Raw genomic sequence first — 15,460 nt, forward strand, 5'->3', positions numbered from 1 at the left:
CCTCATAGTCTTAAAGTTTGGTCGATACCGGCCATGCTTCAAGGATTTTTTCGTAAAACCGGGTCACTTTTCGTGATACGGGTCGCGATTTCGATCACATCCGCCTCAGAACCGATCCTTTCTTGCACGGATTTCTGCAAAGACCGTGCCCGGCGCTGCTCCGGTCATGCCGAGGCGGCTCTGAATATCCGGATCAGAGGCACGCAGGAACGGGTTGGTTGCGAGTTCCTCCGCGAGGGTAGAGGGAACGGTGGGTTTGCCGGTTGCACGCTTTGCATCGATCTCTTTGCTCCTTGATTTAAGCCTTGGATTGTCGGGATCAACGGTCAGGGCGAATTTTGCATTGTTCAGTGTGTATTCATGACCCGAATATACCACGGTTTCGGGCGGTAAGGTGGCAAGTTTTTCAAGGCTCTCATGCATTTGTTCCATCGTGCCCTCGAACACCCGGCCACAGCCGAGGGCCATCAGGCTGTCCGCAGTAAATATAGCGTCGCTCTTTGGAAAGTGAAATGCGACATGGCCGACAGTATGCCCCGAGACGTCGATCACGCGACCTTCTTCCTGGCCGATATGCACGGTGTCGCCTTCACCTATCGCGATGTCGAGAGGTGGCAGGCGATGCGCATCTGCCGCAGCCCCGATGACGCGCGCGGGTGCAAAGGCGAGGAGATCTGGAAGACCCTGCACGTGATCCGCATGATGGTGGGTCAACAGCACGTCCGAGAGCGTCCAGTCTTGGGCCTTCAACTCGGCGATAATGGGGGCCGCCTCGGGCACATCCACCGCCGCCGTCGCCCCTGTTGCCGGGTCATGGGCAAGATAGGCATAATTGTCCGACAGGCAGGGAATGGTAACGATTTGCAAAGTCATGGTATTTTCCCGGTTGCCAGTTGGTGATACCGTCAGAGTGACCGATAACGGAATGCTCTGCAATGCATCTGGACGTGCAGGACTTGCGAAATTTCTACTACCGCAGCCCCTTGGGCCGCGCGGTGCAGAAGACGTTGCGCGCTCAGCTTGCCACCTTCTGGCCCGAGGCGCAGGGCCAGACAGTCGCGGGGTTCGGATTTGCCGTGCCATTCCTGCGCCCTTATCTGGCCGATGCGCGGCGCGTGGTGGGGCTGATGCCCGGCCCGCAGGGGGTGATCGGCTGGCCGCAGGGCATGCCCAATATCTCGGTCCTGTGCGAAGAGACCCTTTGGCCGCTGGAGACCGGTCACGTGGATAAACTGCTTGTTGTGCACGGGCTCGAGACATCCGAACAGCCCGGCGCATTGCTGGAGGAATGCTGGCGCGTGCTGGGGCCGGGAGGATCAGCGCTTTTCGTGGTGCCTAACCGGGCTGGGCTGTGGTCGCGATCAGACCGCACGCCATTCGGCTTCGGGCGGCCCTATAGCCAGACACAGCTGGAAAACCAGTTGAAGCTGCACAATTTCCTGCCCGAACGGCATGCCACTGCCCTCTATCAACCACCTTCGGACAAGCCCTTCTGGCGCAAGACTGCGGGGATGTGGGAGAAGATGGGGATACGGCTGTCGATGGTCGCGGCGGGCGGTGTTCTGATGGTCGAGGCGACCAAGCGCGTCCAGGCTCCGAGCGGGCCGGGATTGCGCGACAAGGTGCGAAAACCGCTTGGTGTGTTGACCCCGCAGCCCGAGGCCAAGCCGGTCTGACGCCGCTCAGCCCTTGCGCCGAATACCGATCTTGCGTCCTACGCCGTCGGGACGGGGAAGCGTCGCATGGGCCTGTGCCATCGCCTCGACCCGGCTGCGGACATCCTCGGGCATGGGCGTCACGCGCGGGCCGCCGAGATCGACGTGCAATGTCAGCCCTTCGCCGGTGGCGGCCAGCCATCCATCCTCGTGGTAGAGTTCCTGAAACGAATGAAATCGTTTCTCGTCGTGATCCAGAAGGTAGAACGTGCTGCGCACCCGGTCGCCCAGCTTGACCTCGCGCAGATAGCGGATGTGAAACTCGGCGCTGAAGGTGGTGAGGTTGCGGGTGGCCACGTAATCGGGGCCGAATCCCATCTCGGCAAAGGCCTCGTCGGCGCAACGGTCGAACAGCACTGTGTAATAGCCCATGTTCATGTGCCCATTGAAATCGATCCATGCCTCCTCGATCGCGTGATAGCTGGAGAGAAATGGCGCGTCGTCGGACATTGGAAAGACCTTTTAAAGACCGGAATATCGCGGGCGTTTTAGGAGGTTTCATGGCATGATGGCAATGGTTGCGTGGCACGGATGACATGCACCCCGCGTTTTCGTGATTTGGACTTGCGGGTTGCGTGCCTAAATCAAGGCGAGACGTATCTGAGGAGGGTATCATGCCAAACTTGACACGACGGGGCCTTTTTATTGCAGCGGGGGCTGTGGGCATGGTGGCGATTGCCGCGTTTGCGTCTCAGCGGTTTTTTGGCGGGTTCGAGGAACTCGCCACGGCACCGGTCTATGCGCCGCAGGGCGTCGCGATCCGGGGCACCGATCCGGTGGCCTATTTCACAGAAGGCCGGGCTGTGCCGGGCGCACAGGCCCACAGCCTCGATTGGAATGGCGCGACATGGCATTTTGCCAGCGCCGACAATCGCGCGGCCTTTGCCGACGACCCTGATCGCTACGCCCCGCAATATGGCGGCTTTTGTGCCTGGGCAGTGGCGGAAAAGGGTAAGCTCTATTCCACCCAGCCCGACAACTGGAAAATCGTCGATGGCAAGCTCTATCTGAACTACAACGACGACATTCAGTCCCGCTGGCAAGACGATATTCCTGGGTTTATCGCGCAGGGTGACGAACGCTGGCCAAAGATTCTGCGCGAAGGGGTCTGACTTAGCCCCACGGCCCGTTGCCATTGCCGGCACCGGCCATCTCGCGCAGCGCGCGGATACGGTTCTCGGCGGCGGGATGGGTCGAAAAGAGCTTGTCCCGCGCATGGGCGTGCAGCGGATTGATGATAAACATATGCGCGGTGGCCGGGTTGCGCTCGGCGCTCTCGTTGTCGATTCGTGACGCGAGGCCGGAGATCTTTTCCAGCGCCGAGGCGAGCCAGAGCGGGTTGCCGCAGATCTCGGCCCCCACGCGGTCGGCTTCGTATTCGCGGCCGCGGCTGATCGCCATCTGCACCAGTGCGGCGCCGAGGGGGGCCAGAATCATCAGCGCCAGCGTGCCGATCAACCCAAGGGGGTTGTTCCGGTTGCCACCAAAGAACAGCGCGAAATTCGCCAGCATCGAGATCGCACCCGCGAAGGTCGCGGTGATCGTCATGATCGTGGTGTCATGATTGCGGATATGCGCCAGCTCATGCGCCATTACGGCGACTATCTCTTCGCGGCTCAGGTTCTGCAACAGGCCGGTGGTGGCGGCGACGGTGGCATTCTCGGGGTTGCGCCCGGTGGCGAAGGCGTTGGGCTGCGGGTTCTCGATGATATAGACAGCGGGGCGCGGCATCGCGGTACGATCCGCCATCTCGTGAACCATCTGCGTCAGCGCGCTGCCTGCTTGCCCCGAGGCGAGGCGTGCGCCGTGCATTTTCAACACCATCCGGTCGGAATTCCACCAGGTATAGGCGTTCATTGCCACGGCGATGACGAGTGCGATCAGGGCCCCGCCCATGCCGCCCAGCAGCGCCCCTAGGCCCAGAAACAGCGCGGTCATAGCAGCCATCAATATGGCGGTGCGCAGATATCCCATGTCTCACCCTCTCGTTCGGTTCGTCAGATATGGCACTTGGTACGCTCCTTGCAAGAGATCGGTCCCAGACGCATGCGCGAGGAAACCGGTCATGGCCACGGCTTCGGAATTGACGATCAATACATCCGCCACGGCGCTGGACATGGCGCAGGCGATGTTTGGAAATGGGATCACAGTGCTCGGTGCCAGCTACACGGGGGCGACCAGCGCGTCAGGGATCTACAGCAACGGGGACAGTATCACGCCGACGCTCACACCCGCAGATAGCGGTGTGATCCTATCCACCGGCAGGGCAACGAGCGTGACCAGTGATTTCGGGCTCGACAATCTTTTGGGCCTGACCAACGTCTCGCACGACACGTCGACGAATTTCTATCGCGCGGGGGATGCTGACCTTGACGCCATTTCGGGGCAGTCCACTTTCGACGCCGCCGTGCTTGAGGCGGAGTTCGTGCCAGACGGCAGCGTTCTGACCATGCAGGTCGTGTTCTCGTCCGAGGAATATCTCGAATATGTAGGCGACGGCTTCAACGATGCGGTCGGCATATGGGTCAATGGGGCGCAGGCCGAACTGAAAGTCGGGACCGGTGACATCACCGTCAACAACATCAATTCTACGACCAACGAGAACCTCTATATCAATAACCCCGTCGAAACCAATGCATACAATACCGAGATGGACGGGTTTACGGTAACGCTTTCGCTGAAGGCACTGGTCATTCCCGATCAGGCAAACACCATCAAGATCGCGATCGCGGATGCCGGTGACGGAATTCTGGACAGCAATCTACTGATCGCGGGCAACTCGGTGCAGACGGCCATTGTGGCCGGTGATGATACTGTTGAAGGGGTGGCTGGGGATACGATTTTCGCGGACTTGCTTGCCAATGATCAAAGCACCATTGGCGGCACACTCACCATCGTGGAAATCAACGGCCAACCTGTCGGCATCGGTGACACTGTCGGCCTTTCGACGGGCGAGAGCATCCTACTGACCGACACCGGCATGATTCTGGCCACCGCGACACAGAATGTCGGCAGCAACAGTCTGTCCTACACGGTACAGGACGCGGCGGGAAACACGGACGTCGCCTTTGTCACGCTGATCACGACCGCCCCCTGCTTTACTGCCGGGACGTTGATTGACACGCCCAACGGTAAGGTGGCGATTGACGCTCTGAAACCCGGTGACGAAGTGCTGACCTGTGACAACGGCGCGCAGCGCGTGCGCTGGGTCGGGCAAACGGAACGCCGCGCGGCGGGCGACGACGCGCCGGTCGTCTTTGACCGGAATGCTTGCGGCCGGCATGACGCGCTGGAATTGTCGCCAAATCATCGTGTACTGGTGTCGTCCCCGCTGGCGGAGTTATATTTCGCGAGCCATCAGGTTCTGGTCAAAGCCAAGGATCTGGTCAACGGGCGGACCATCCGGCGGCGGACCGACGGCGCGCCGGTGCATTACGTACACCTGCTGTTTGACCGCCACGAGATCATTCGTGGCAATGGCTTGCCAAGCGAGAGCTATCACCCTGGCGAGCAGACCCTTCAGAGCTTTGACACCGAGACGGAGGCCGAGTTGCAGCGCCTGTTTCCCGAGTTGTTCGAGACCGGCCCAGAGACCTATGGCCAGACCGCGCGTTATACCTTGCGCAGTTTTGAGGCGCGAGCGCTGCTGGGGGCAATCCCTTTGGAGAGCATCGCCGTGCATCCGTGAAAGGGGCTGTGCGCCGGTGCGCCACCGGGTAAAGTGACCGCATGATCATCTCGCCTGGCCGAAACTACATCTTTGTCCACATCCCCAAGACCGGTGGCACGTCCATGGCCCAGGCGCTGGAAAGCCGTGCCATGGCGGATGACATTCTGATCGGTGATACGCCCAAGGCCCGGCGCAGGCGAGCGCGGCTCAAGGGGCTTGTCGCGCAGGGACGCCTTTGGAAACATGCGACACTCAGCGATATCGACGGGCTTCTCTCGCCCCCTGAAATTGCTGATGCGTTCACCTTCACGCTGGTGCGCAACCCGTGGGATCGCATGGTCAGCTATTACCATTGGCTGCGCGGGCAAAGCTTTGATCACCCGGCGGTGCGACTTGCCGCTTCATGTGATTTCGGCGGATTTCTCGAGGCCCCCGAGACGCAGATCGCCTGGGCCGCACAACCCGCCCGGCATTACATGACCACGGCGGACGGGGTGGAACGCTGCACGCTCTATCTGCGGTTGGAGCATGTTGCCGAGGAGGCCGGGCCACTCTGGTCGCATCTGGGTTTTCGACTTGATCTGCCGCGTACGAACATGTCGGCGCGTGGGGCGTATCGCAGCTATTATTCTGACGATCAGGCCGCCATCGTGGCGCGAATCGCAGCCGAAGATATCACGCGATTTGGCTATCGGTTTTGATCACGCCTGTGTGTGATTGCATCCGCAATCCGGCCCAATACGGAGCGTTGTATCCGGCTGTTCACATGTCGAAAACGCTGCCCAATTCTCGCCACAAAGCAAGCAACAACCGAACACGTTAACCATTATTAAGGGTTGTGTTCGTGGTGTTGGGGCATCCGTCAGGCGGGCACGTTTGGCCAATGAGTGGACAAGTGAATGCTGGGTTGGAGTGATCTTGAACCAAACCGCGAGGCGGGGGCAACGGATGTGACCGGCGCACCGCAGGCCGCTCAGAGCGGGCTGTTGTCCGGGACGCGGGTCGCAACGGCGTTTGGCTGGCGTCCGGTTCAGGCGCTTGCGGCCGGGGATCGCGTGCTGACCTTCGACCACGGCCTGCAACCGCTCGCGGATGTGACCCGGCGCTTGGTCTGGACCGGGAGCACAGTCTGCCCGCAACGCTTTTGGCCGTTGGAGGTCGCGAGGGGCGTTCTGGGCAATCGTGGGCATTTCCGGATCATGCCGGGGCAGGCGGTCATGATCGAAAGCGACCTGGCCGAAGCCATGTATGGCGATCCCTTCGCGCTCTTGCCGGCACTTGCGCTCACGCAGATGACAGCGGTGGACCGCCGCCCGCCGCCCGATGGGGCCGAAGTCGTTTTGCTGCATTTCGAAGAAACGCAGGTGGTCTTTGCCGATCACGGTATGATGTTTCTTTGTCCGGCAACACGGAATCTGCTGGATTACGCGCTTGGCGCGGCACCCGACGACGTTTACGAAATTTTGTCTCCGGCCGACGCGCAGCGCCTGATTGCCGCGATTGACGGGGCTGGGGCCATACCGTCGCCCGTGGAGGGGCTGGATGGGGCGTGACCCGCTGTCAGCCGTTATTTGATCAAATATTGTTTCGCCTCTGGTCAACCCGGCGGTCGCGCATCAATGTCAGCCTCATTGACCTGTCAAGTCGGAGGACTCATGCCGAACCGACCTATTCGCATCGCCATAAACGGGTTTGGCCGGATCGGCCGGACATTGCTGCGCATTCTCATGCGTGAGGGCAGCGATTTCGAACTCGTCTGTATCAACGACATTGAGCCGCTCGCCACCTGCGCCTACCTGTTTCAATACGACAGCGTTTTCGGGCCATGGCCGGGACAGGTCAGCACGCGCGACGGTGTCTTGGTCGTCGATGGCCAGGAAATTCCCTTTCACGCCGAACGCGACTTGCGTGTGCTGGATCTGTCGGATGTCGACCTGGTGCTGGAATGCACCGGCATGGGTGGCAAACGGGCGATGGCCGAGCGCGGGATTGAGGCAGGCGCGCGCGCTGTGCTGGTATCGGGCCCGTCGGCGGAGGCGGACGTCACACTGGTGATGGGGGCGAATGACGACGATCTGGCTGATCAGCGGATTATCTCCAACGCGTCCTGCACCACCAACGCGCTCGCCCCGCTGGCGCGGTTGCTGGACGAGGCTTATGGCATCGTCAGCGGCCAGATGACCACGGTGCATTGCTATACCGGCAGCCAGCCGACGGTGGACAAACCCCGCGACCGGCCCGAGCGCAGTCGCGCCGCCGCGCTCTCGATGGTGCCAACCACCACAAGTGCGCAACACCAGACCGGCCTTGTTCTGCCCGGCCTGAAAGACCGGATCGAGGCCCGGGCGATCCGTGTGCCGACGGCTAGCGTCTCTTGCATCGACCTGACGCTCCAGACACGCGATGCTGTGAGCGTGGAGGCCGTCAACGCGATGCTGCACAGCGCCGCGCAGACCCATCACTGGCTGGGATGGACCGACGCGCCACTGGTCTCGTCTGACCTGCGCGGACGACCCGAAAGCGTGATCGTGAGCGGCCCGCAGACCTCAGTCTCGACTGGCGGACTGCTCAGGGTCTTTGGCTGGTATGACAATGAATGGGGGTTTTCGTGCCGGATGCTCGATATGGTCCGGCGGATCGGGCGGCGGGACTGAGCCCGCCGCGCGCCGTCATTTGCGCAGTCTCACATTGGAAAACCCGAGACCCTGAAGCCGCGCAACCCCACGATCCAACTGAGTCTGCGTCTGGAAGGGCCCGGCGAGGACCAGCGTAAGTTCGCGGCCGTCCCGGGTCAGTGTCCCGCGCCGCGCGGGCAGGCCCGATCGGGCGATCTTTTGCGCTGCCGCTTTGCCTTGCGTCGCATCGGCAAAGATCCCGGCCTGTGCGTATCTGTGGCTGGCGGATGGTACGGCTTCGGGGGCAGAGCGCGTCGATACCGTGGCGTTGTCGGTCGACTGCGCGGCGGCGGTGCGGGTCACCGCCGCGCCGCGCCGCGCGGTTTGCGGATCGGACAGCACGCGGCCCTGCGTGGCGACCCGGACGCCTGCGGCACGCTGTTCCTCGAAGCTGGTGAACGGCGGCTGCAGGCCTGGATATTTGTGGATCACGTCCCCGCCCGTGCGCCTGTCGATCAGGCGACGCGGCACGGTGTTGGTCCACATCACCTCCATCCGGGCCTTGCCCTCAAAGGTTTGATGCGCGCGCTGCGGGTTGAGACGGTCATCCTCCCAAACCGGCTTCATGCCTTGTGGCACATAGACACCGGCGCGGCTGCGCTGCTGCGATTCGTATACACTGCGCGGCGCGACCCGGGTGCCCGGCGGAACGATGTCCGGCGTCGCGACGCTGCCGACCGCAGGCAAGGCGGCAACCCGCCCGGGGGCACGGGAGACATAGGTGACGTGCGCCGTTCGCTGCGGTCCGCAGCGGACCGGAGAGCCGCTATGCTGCACCATGTAGGCCGCCGAAACCCCGGTCGCGTTGGCGCAGGCGGTACGGCTTGGATCGGGCGGCGTGATGACCCGGGCGCGTTTTGCCTGGGGCGGTGCCGCGGGGGCAGGGGCCGCAACCGGCCGCGGTGTTGATGCCGGGGTGGGTGCGGCTGCCGCCGGGGCAGGCGCGCGGCGCACCGTGCGCACCGGAGTTGCGGTCGTGCGCGGGCGTTGGGCCTGCGGCACGGCGCGGGGCGCGGGCGTGGCGGTGGCCGCCTGCTGGCGCGGGGCCTGCGTGGTCGACTGCTCACGCGGTTTCGGCGCGGCTTCAGGCGCGGCGCGGGCCGTCAGGGTCGGTTGGAACCCGCAGAGTGGCTCCCGGTCGCGCGTCATGCGCGGCACCCAGCTTACATTGCCCGCAACCCCCGCACGCACAAAGACGCAGCCATTGCTGTCGACATATTGCCGACCGTCATAGGAACTGGGCGGAAATTCCGCAGGTATCGGCGTGTCGCGCAACGATTGTGCGCCCGCATGCCCCCCCCACAGAGCGCTGACGGCGAAGGTCAACAAGACAAACTTTTTCAAAGACATGTAACCCCCGGTTCAATCCTTCGGATCGTGCCTTATTTTTGCCGCCTAGTAAACAGTTATTGGCTTATTTTGTGCCGAACATCCTGTCACCCGCATCCCCTAGTCCCGGCACGATATATCCTTTGTCGTTCAGCCGTTCGTCGAGTGCGGCTGTTGTGATCGGCACGTCGGGATGCGCTTGGTTCATCCGCGCGACACCTTCCGGGGACGCGAGCAGGCACAGAAAGCGGATATCTCGTGCGCCCTTCGCCTTGAGCATCGCCACCGCCGCCGCAGAGGAATTGCCAGTTGCCAGCATCGGGTCGACTACGATGGTCCGGCGCTTTTCCATGCCAGCCGGCAGCTTGGCGTAATACTCGACAGGTTTGAGCGTCGCCTCGTCACGGTATAGTCCGATAAAACCGACGCGGGCCGATGGGATGAGATCGAGCATCCCGTCCAAAAGCCCGTTGCCCGCCCTCAATATCGACACGAGCGCCAGTTTCGGTCCGGCCAGCACCGGGGCGTCCATCCCGACCAGCGGGGTCGTTATGCGCGCGGTCGTGAGTTCTAGGTCGCGCGTCACCTCGTAGGCCAGAAGCTGGCTGATCTCGCGCAACAATTGCCGAAATGGCGCGGTTGGCGTGTCTGCCTTACGCATCAGGGTCAGCTTGTGCTGCACCAGCGGGTGGGTGACGATGGTCAGGTGATCGGACATGCGGCGGGCTCCGGTCTGCGGGGGCGTGCTCTCCTGTGTTCCAGAAAAGAACGCGCAGGGCAACGCCGGGATTGCGGCGAGGCGCGGCAAGGTGCAAGCTGCCCTTGCATGATTGACGCCGCGTGATATGGATGAAGCCGATATAGTTTAGCATTAAACTAAATTCGCGGCAGGGAGGGTGGCCATGACCGACAACCAGAACGATGCCCCGCGTCAGGCGGCGCTCGACTACCATGAATTCCCCAAGCCCGGAAAGCTGGAGATCCGCGCCACCAAGCCAATGGCCAATGGCCGCGATCTCGCGCGTGCCTATTCTCCGGGCGTCGCCGAGGCTTGTCTCGAGATCAAGACAGACCCCAAAACCGCCAGCCGCTACACCGCGCGGGGCAATCTTGTGGGGGTCGTCACCAATGGCAGTGCGGTTCTGGGTCTTGGAAACATAGGCGCACTCGCCTCCAAGCCGGTGATGGAGGGCAAGGCCGTGCTCTTCAAGAAATTCGCCAATATCGACTGTTTCGACATCGAGCTGGATGAAACCGACCCCGAAAAACTGGCTGAAATCGTCTGCGCTCTCGGCCCCACATTCGGCGCGATCAACCTAGAAGACATAAAGGCCCCGGATTGTTTCATCGTTGAACGAATTTGCCGAGAGCGGATGGACATCCCCGTTTTTCATGATGACCAGCACGGCACGGCCATTGTCGTGGGGGCGGCGGCAACCAACGCGCTGCATGTTGCGGGCAAGCGGTTCGAGGATATCAAGATCGCGTCGGCAGGCGGCGGCGCGGCGGGGATCGCCTGCCTCAACATGCTTCTCAAGCTTGGGGTGAAGCGCGAGAATATCTGGCTCTGCGATATTCACGGGCTCGTCTATGAGGGCCGAGCCGAGGACATGAACCCCGAAAAGGCGGCATTCGCGCAGAACAGTGATCTGCGCACGTTGGAGGACGTGATCGCCGACGCGGATCTGTTCCTCGGGCTGTCCGGCCCCAATGTCGTGACCCCCGAGATGGTGCGCAGCATGGCCAAGCAGCCGATTGTCTTTGCGCTTGCCAATCCGAACCCCGAGATCATGCCCGATGCCGCGCGCGCGGCGGTGCCGGATGCCATCATCGCTACGGGGCGGTCGGATTTTCCCAATCAGGTCAACAACGTGCTGTGTTTCCCGTTCATCTTTCGCGGGGCGCTCGACGTGGGCGCGACCGAGATCAACGACTCGATGCAGGTGGCCTGCGTGCAGGGGATCGCCGAACTGGCCCGCGCCTCGACAAGCGCCGAAGCGGCGGCGGCCTATCGTGGCGAGCAGATGACCTTTGGCGCGGATTACCTGATCCCCAAGCCGTTCGATCCGCGCCTGTCGGGCATTGTGTCCTCGGCGGTGGCCCGCGCTGCGATGGAGACGGGTGTGGCCGCGCGTCCGATTGCCGATCTGGAGCAATACAAGGCCGATCTGGATGCCAGCGTGTTCAAGTCGGCCCTGCTGATGCGCCCGGTCTTCGAGGCTGCCCGCACCGCCGCCCGGCGCATCGTCTTTGCCGAGGGCGAGGATGAGCGCGTGTTGCGCGCTGCGCAGGCGATTATCGAGGAGACCACCGAGCAGCCGATCCTGATCGGTCGCCCCGAGGTGATCGCCCGGCGCTGCGAGCGGGCAGGGCTCTCGATCCGTCCCGAGCGCGACTTCAACATCGTGAACCCGGAAAACGACCCGCGCTACCGCGACTACTGGGAAACCTATCACCGCGTCATGGCACGGCGCGGTGTCACCCCCGATCTGGCCCGCGCGATCATGCGCACCAACACAACCGCAATCGGCGCGGTCATGGTGCAGCGCGATGAGGCCGATTGCCTGATCTGCGGGACGTTCGGGGAATTCCGCTGGCACATGAATTACGTCAATCAGGTGCTGGGCAACGAGATGTATCACCCGCATGGTGCGCTAAGCATGGTCATTCTCGAGGATGGGCCGCTCTTTATCGCCGATACACATGTTCGAGTGCGCCCTGAGCCGGCCGATCTGGCGGAGACGGCGATCGGCGCTGCGCGCCATGTCCGACGCTTTGGGATTGCGCCCAAGGTCGCGTTCTGCTCGCAATCGCAATTCGGCAATCAGCAGGATGAAGGCGGTAAGCGTCTGCGCGCGGCCTTGGCCCTGCTTGACGAAGCGCCGCGCGATTTCAGCTATGAGGGCGAGATGAACATCGACGCGGCCCTTGACCCCGAGTTGCGCGAGCGGCTTTTGCCCGGCAACCGGATGGAGGGGGCGGCGAATGTACTGATCTTCGCCAATTCTGATGCCGCGTCCGGGGTGCGCAACATCCTCAAGATGAAGGCCGGCGGGCTTGAGGTTGGGCCGATCCTGATGGGGATGGGCAACCGCGCGCATATCGTGACGCCGTCAATCACCGCGCGGGGGCTGCTGAACATGGCGGCGATCGCGGGAACTCCGGTGGCGCACTACGGATAGAATCGCGGATTTGCAGTAAAATATTTGCACATTTGCAAATCCGTCTCAGCGTTTGAGCTGTGCGCATAAAATCTTGAGGTTTGCAAAAATTTGCAGACCCTAAACCCAGATTTCTGCAAAATTTCTGCGGCCTTGTGTCCCGAGGTCATCCATGACGCTTGCCCGACGGCAGGGTGATCCGTAACACATGTGCAACGGATCGGAGGAGGATACGATGGGATACAATGAGGTTTATGACCGCTCTATAGCGGACCCCGAAGGCTTCTGGATGGGCGAGGCCGACAAGATTGACTGGGTTCAGAAACCCTCCAAGGCGCTCTTCGACGACAATGCCCCGATTTATGAATGGTTCAGCGACGGGCTGGTGAATACCTGCTGGAACGCGGTCGACCGGCATGTCGAGGCCGGGCACGGTGCGCAGGCGGCGATCATCCACGACAGCCCGGTCACCGGCACCAAGCATCGGATCAGCTATGCGCAGCTGCGCAGCCGCGTGGCGCGCTTGGCAGGCGCGCTGCGCGCCAAGGGCGTGGAAAAGGGCGACCGGGTCATCATCTACATGCCGATGGTGCCCGAGGCGCTTGAGGCGATGCTGGCCTGCGCGCGGATCGGCGCGGTGCATTCCGTGGTGTTCGGCGGGTTCGCCGCGCACGAGTTGGCGGTGCGCATCGACGATTGCGCGCCTAAGGCGATCATAGCGGCCTCCTGCGGGATCGAGCCGGGGCGCGTGGTGCATTACAAACCGCTGCTGGACGGTGCCATCGAGCAGGCCGCGCACAAGCCTGAATTCTGCGTCATCTTCCAGCGCGAGGAAGAGGTGGCCAAGCTTATCGACGGCCGCGACTATGACTGGCACGCCTTCCAATACGGGGTCGAGCCTGCAGACTGTGTGCCGGTCGAGGGCAACCACCCGGCCTATATCCTCTACACCTCCGGCACCACCGGCGCGCCCAAGGGCGTGGTGCGCCCCACCGGCGGGCACCTGGTGGCGCTCAACTGGACGATGAAGAACATCTACAATGTCGATCCGGGCGAGGTGTTCTGGGCGGCCTCTGACGTGGGTTGGGTCGTCGGCCACAGCTATATCTGCTACGCGCCGCTGATCCATGGCAACACCACCATCGTCTTCGAGGGCAAGCCTGTTGGCACGCCGGATGCAGGTACCTTCTGGCGGGTGATTTCCGAGCATAAGGTGAAGAGTTTCTTCACCGCCCCCACGGCCCTGCGCGCGATCAAGCGCGATGACCCTGAGGCGAAGGAACTGGCAAACTACGACATTTCCTGCCTGCGCGCGCTCTATCTGGCCGGGGAACGCGCCGATCCCGATACGATCAACTGGGCCGCCGAAAAGATGGGCGTGCCAGTCTATGACCACTGGTGGCAGACCGAAACCGGCTGGACCATCGCCGGTAACCCGGTCGGGATAGAGGCGCTGCCCGTCAAGGTCGGCTCACCCACCGTGGCGATGCCGGGCTATGACGTGCAGATCCTCGATGAGGGCGGGCACGAGGTGCCGCCCGGAACGCTCGGCGCCATCGCGGTCAGGCTGCCGCTGCCTCCCGGCACGCTGCCGACCCTGTGGAACGCCGAAGACCGCTACCGCAAATCCTATCTCAACACCTTCCCCGGATATTACGAGACCGGCGATGCGGGGATGAAGGATGAAGACGGATATCTGTGGATCATGGCGCGCACCGATGACGTGATCAACGTCGCCGGTCACCGCCTCAGCACCGGCGCGATGGAAGAGGTTCTGGCAAGCCACCCGGATGTGGCCGAATGCGCCGTGATCGGGGTCAGCGATACGCTCAAGGGGCAGGCCCCGGTTGGCTTTGTCTGCCTGACCAAGGGCGTGAACCGCCCCTATGCCGAGGTCACCGCCGAATGCGTCAAGCTGATCCGCGATCAGATCGGGCCCGTGGCTGCGTTCAAGATGGCCGTGGTGGTGGATCGTCTGCCCAAGACGCGCTCGGGCAAGATTCTGCGCGCGATCATGGTCAAGATCGCCGACAGCCAGGATTACAAGATGCCTGCGACGATCGACGATCCGGCCATTCTGGACGAGATCCGCGAGGCATTGCAGGGCATCGGCCTCGCGAAATAAGCGGACGCGCGCCGGGAATGCCCGGCGCGCGTCGTGTCATCAGGCCGCTGCGCGGTCCATGTCGCGCAAGGCGGAGAGCATGTGTTCGGCCACTGCCGCAGAGGAATCTGGGTTCTGCCCGGTGACGATCCGGTCGTCGCGCACAGCAAAGCCGCAGAAATCCTCGACCCCGCATTCGAACTCAGCGCCTTGCGCGCGCAGGGCGTCTTCGAGCAGGTAGGGCACGACATCGGAGAGGCCCGCCGCACGTTCTTCGGAATTGGTGAAGCCGTTGACGCGCCGCCCCTTGATCAGCGGTGTGCCGTCGCTCAGCGTGGCGTCGATCAGACCGGCCGGGCCGTGGCAGACGGCCCCGACAACGCCCCCCTGTTCATAGACAGCCGCGATCGCCTTGGCGACGGCAGGAGTCTGGCGCAGGTCCCACATGGTGCCATGCCCGCCGGGCAGGAACACCGCGTCATAACGCGACGCGTCCACCTTGGTGACGGCGGCGGTGTCGTCCAGATCGTTCATGGCCTGCGTGTCCTGCATGAAGCGCGTCACGGCCTCGGGTCGGGCGCTCGGGTCGTCGTCCGAGGACGGGTCTGCCGGGGGGCGACCGCCAAGCGGGCTGGCCAGATCGACCTCATAGCCAGCATCGCGGAACGCCCAGTAGGGCACCGCCATCTCTTCCCAGAAGAACCCGGTCGGCGCACCGTCCTCTCCCATGCGGTCGCAGGATGTGAGGATCATCAGTATACGTGTCATATGAACACTCCTTTTCAGTTCGGTTGGTAGTGCAGCAC

14 protein-coding genes are annotated in these 15,460 nt (G+C 62.7%); 8 read left to right on the forward strand and 6 right to left on the reverse strand.

What is annotated here, in order from left to right:
* Positions 1 to 105: 105 nt before the first annotated feature.
* Positions 106 to 873, reverse strand: coding sequence for a hydroxyacylglutathione hydrolase (gloB, locus tag RID11_RS17115; protein WP_350141596.1), 768 nt, complete (start codon positions 871 to 873; stop codon positions 106 to 108).
* A 62-nt stretch (positions 874 to 935) separates the two neighbouring features.
* Here gloB and RID11_RS17120 point away from each other — a divergent pair, with 62 nt between their 5' ends.
* Entirely contained in the window at positions 936 to 1,676 is a 741-nt protein-coding gene (locus RID11_RS17120) for a methyltransferase domain-containing protein (RefSeq protein WP_350141295.1), read from the forward strand.
* A gap of 6 nt (positions 1,677 to 1,682) precedes the next feature.
* On the opposite strand, the gene RID11_RS17125 is transcribed toward RID11_RS17120, so the two are convergent.
* Positions 1,683 to 2,165, reverse strand: a complete 483-nt coding sequence (locus tag RID11_RS17125; protein ID WP_350141297.1) for a thioesterase family protein — start codon at positions 2,163 to 2,165, stop codon at positions 1,683 to 1,685.
* A gap of 164 nt (positions 2,166 to 2,329) precedes the next feature.
* Between RID11_RS17125 and RID11_RS17130 the strand changes: the two genes are divergently transcribed.
* Positions 2,330 to 2,827 (forward strand): YHS domain-containing (seleno)protein, encoded by a 498-nt coding sequence (locus tag RID11_RS17130; protein WP_350141299.1) that lies wholly within the window; start codon positions 2,330 to 2,332, stop codon positions 2,825 to 2,827.
* Between the two features lies 1 nt (position 2,828).
* On the opposite strand, the gene htpX is transcribed toward RID11_RS17130, so the two are convergent.
* Positions 2,829 to 3,689: a zinc metalloprotease HtpX gene (gene htpX / locus RID11_RS17135; protein ID WP_350141301.1), complete on the reverse strand. Its 861-nt coding sequence runs from the start codon at positions 3,687 to 3,689 to the stop codon at positions 2,829 to 2,831.
* Positions 3,690 to 3,780: 91 nt separating this feature from the next.
* Between htpX and RID11_RS17140 the strand changes: the two genes are divergently transcribed.
* The 4 genes from RID11_RS17140 to RID11_RS17155 all read left to right on the forward strand — a co-directional run bounded on the left by RID11_RS17140 (position 3,781) and on the right by RID11_RS17155 (position 8,039).
* Positions 3,781 to 5,403, forward strand: a complete 1,623-nt coding sequence (locus RID11_RS17140) for a choice-of-anchor L domain-containing protein (RefSeq protein WP_350141303.1) — start codon at positions 3,781 to 3,783, stop codon at positions 5,401 to 5,403.
* A gap of 41 nt (positions 5,404 to 5,444) precedes the next feature.
* On the forward strand, positions 5,445 to 6,086 hold the full coding sequence (locus RID11_RS17145; protein ID WP_350141305.1) for a sulfotransferase family 2 domain-containing protein: 642 nt from the start codon (positions 5,445 to 5,447) through the stop codon (positions 6,084 to 6,086).
* A 198-nt stretch (positions 6,087 to 6,284) separates the two neighbouring features.
* Positions 6,285 to 6,938, forward strand: a complete 654-nt coding sequence (locus RID11_RS17150) for a Hint domain-containing protein (protein WP_350141306.1) — start codon at positions 6,285 to 6,287, stop codon at positions 6,936 to 6,938.
* A 102-nt stretch (positions 6,939 to 7,040) separates the two neighbouring features.
* Positions 7,041 to 8,039, forward strand: coding sequence for a type I glyceraldehyde-3-phosphate dehydrogenase (locus tag RID11_RS17155; protein ID WP_350141308.1), 999 nt, complete (start codon positions 7,041 to 7,043; stop codon positions 8,037 to 8,039).
* A gap of 15 nt (positions 8,040 to 8,054) precedes the next feature.
* Here the strand turns inward: RID11_RS17155 and RID11_RS17160 are convergent, their stop codons facing one another.
* Positions 8,055 to 9,410, reverse strand: coding sequence for an SPOR domain-containing protein (locus RID11_RS17160; protein WP_350141310.1), 1,356 nt, complete (start codon positions 9,408 to 9,410; stop codon positions 8,055 to 8,057).
* Positions 9,411 to 9,474: 64 nt separating this feature from the next.
* Positions 9,475 to 10,107 (reverse strand): uracil phosphoribosyltransferase, encoded by a 633-nt coding sequence (gene upp, locus RID11_RS17165; RefSeq protein ID WP_350141311.1) that lies wholly within the window; start codon positions 10,105 to 10,107, stop codon positions 9,475 to 9,477.
* Positions 10,108 to 10,291: 184 nt separating this feature from the next.
* Between upp and RID11_RS17170 the strand changes: the two genes are divergently transcribed.
* Both RID11_RS17170 and prpE read left to right on the forward strand, forming a co-directional pair.
* A complete protein-coding gene (locus RID11_RS17170; RefSeq protein ID WP_350141313.1) occupies positions 10,292 to 12,571 on the forward strand; it encodes an NADP-dependent malic enzyme in 2,280 nt (759 codons plus the stop codon).
* A 214-nt stretch (positions 12,572 to 12,785) separates the two neighbouring features.
* A complete protein-coding gene (prpE, locus tag RID11_RS17175; RefSeq protein WP_350141315.1) occupies positions 12,786 to 14,675 on the forward strand; it encodes a propionate-CoA ligase PrpE in 1,890 nt (629 codons plus the stop codon).
* Positions 14,676 to 14,714: 39 nt separating this feature from the next.
* Here prpE and RID11_RS17180 read toward each other — a convergent pair whose 3' ends face one another.
* Complete coding sequence (locus RID11_RS17180) at positions 14,715 to 15,422, reverse strand: type 1 glutamine amidotransferase domain-containing protein (protein ID WP_350141318.1); 708 nt, start codon at positions 15,420 to 15,422, stop codon at positions 14,715 to 14,717.
* Between the last annotated feature and the right edge of the window lie 38 nt (positions 15,423 to 15,460).

This window comes from Roseovarius sp., from assembly GCF_040219995.1.
Taxonomy (GTDB): Bacteria; Pseudomonadota; Alphaproteobacteria; order Rhodobacterales; family Rhodobacteraceae; genus Roseovarius.

Excerpts from the sequence above, each read along its gene's own strand:
- RID11_RS17120 (WP_350141295.1), top strand. The coding sequence starts at position 936 with ATGCATCTGGACGTGCAGGACTTGCGAAATTTCTACTACCGCAGCCCC.
- RID11_RS17145 (WP_350141305.1), top strand. The coding sequence starts at position 5,445 with ATGATCATCTCGCCTGGCCGAAACTACATCTTTGTCCACATCCCCAAG.
- RID11_RS17180 (WP_350141318.1), bottom strand. The coding sequence starts at position 15,422 with ATGACACGTATACTGATGATCCTCACATCCTGCGACCGCATGGGAGAG.
- RID11_RS17150 (WP_350141306.1), top strand. The coding sequence starts at position 6,285 with ATGCTGGGTTGGAGTGATCTTGAACCAAACCGCGAGGCGGGGGCAACG.
- upp (WP_350141311.1), bottom strand. The coding sequence starts at position 10,107 with ATGTCCGATCACCTGACCATCGTCACCCACCCGCTGGTGCAGCACAAG.
- RID11_RS17170 (WP_350141313.1), top strand. The coding sequence starts at position 10,292 with ATGACCGACAACCAGAACGATGCCCCGCGTCAGGCGGCGCTCGACTAC.
- htpX (WP_350141301.1), bottom strand. The coding sequence starts at position 3,689 with ATGGGATATCTGCGCACCGCCATATTGATGGCTGCTATGACCGCGCTG.
- RID11_RS17125 (WP_350141297.1), bottom strand. The coding sequence starts at position 2,165 with ATGTCCGACGACGCGCCATTTCTCTCCAGCTATCACGCGATCGAGGAG.
- RID11_RS17130 (WP_350141299.1), top strand. The coding sequence starts at position 2,330 with ATGCCAAACTTGACACGACGGGGCCTTTTTATTGCAGCGGGGGCTGTG.
- gloB (WP_350141596.1), bottom strand. The coding sequence starts at position 873 with ATGACTTTGCAAATCGTTACCATTCCCTGCCTGTCGGACAATTATGCC.
- RID11_RS17155 (WP_350141308.1), top strand. The coding sequence starts at position 7,041 with ATGCCGAACCGACCTATTCGCATCGCCATAAACGGGTTTGGCCGGATC.
- prpE (WP_350141315.1), top strand. The coding sequence starts at position 12,786 with ATGGGATACAATGAGGTTTATGACCGCTCTATAGCGGACCCCGAAGGC.
- RID11_RS17160 (WP_350141310.1), bottom strand. The coding sequence starts at position 9,410 with ATGTCTTTGAAAAAGTTTGTCTTGTTGACCTTCGCCGTCAGCGCTCTG.
- RID11_RS17140 (WP_350141303.1), top strand. The coding sequence starts at position 3,781 with ATGGCCACGGCTTCGGAATTGACGATCAATACATCCGCCACGGCGCTG.